The sequence below is a fragment of the Acidovorax sp. KPB24-07 genome (assembly GCF_057543315.1).
Window position 1 is genome coordinate 1 of sequence record NZ_BAAJYS010000907.1, and the last position, 632, is coordinate 632.

Annotated in this window: 1 protein-coding gene; it reads right to left on the reverse strand. The window is 74.8% G+C overall.

Annotated features, from left to right (window positions below):
* Nucleotides 1–632 (reverse strand): TonB-dependent receptor plug domain-containing protein (locus AC27IQ_RS26605; RefSeq protein ID WP_487091472.1); only part of this gene is annotated, 632 nt, incomplete at both ends.

The window sequence follows — 632 nt, forward strand, 5'->3', positions numbered from 1 at the left end:
CCCGGCGAGCCGGGCTTTTCGCAGGCCAGGTCGGCCGGGGCGCGCACGTCGTCGGTGTCGCGGTCGAACACGTCCACGTGCAGCGCATAGCGGTCGTTGCCGCCCTCCACCATCGCGCCGCCCGAGCGCTCGCCGTTGCCCGTGGCGGCCGCCGCCTCGGCCTTGCCGGCCACGCCGTTGATGGGCTCGCGGGGAATGCGGTTGTCGATCACGTTGACCACGCCGCCCACGGCGCTGCCGCCGTACAGCAGCGCCGCCGGGCCGCGCAGGACCTCGATGCGCTCGGTCACCAGCGCCTCGGTGGGCACGGCATGGTCGAAGCTCAGGGCCGAGGCGTCCAGCGTGGCGCCGCTGTTTTGCAGGATGCGGATGCGGTCGCCGTCCAGCCCGCGGATGATGGGGCGGCTGGCATTGGGGCCGAAGTAGGTGCTGCTCACGCCCGGCAGGCCGTCCAGCGTCTCGCCCAGGGTGGACTGGGTGCGCAGGGTGAGCGCATCGCCCGACAGCTGCGCGGCCGGCGCGATCACGGTGGCGGCGCCCAGCGGGTTGCCGGTGACGGTCACCTCGGGCAGGCGGGCGGTAGGCGTGGGCGTGGATGCGCTGGCAGCCGGGACGCCCGCGGGTGCGGGTTC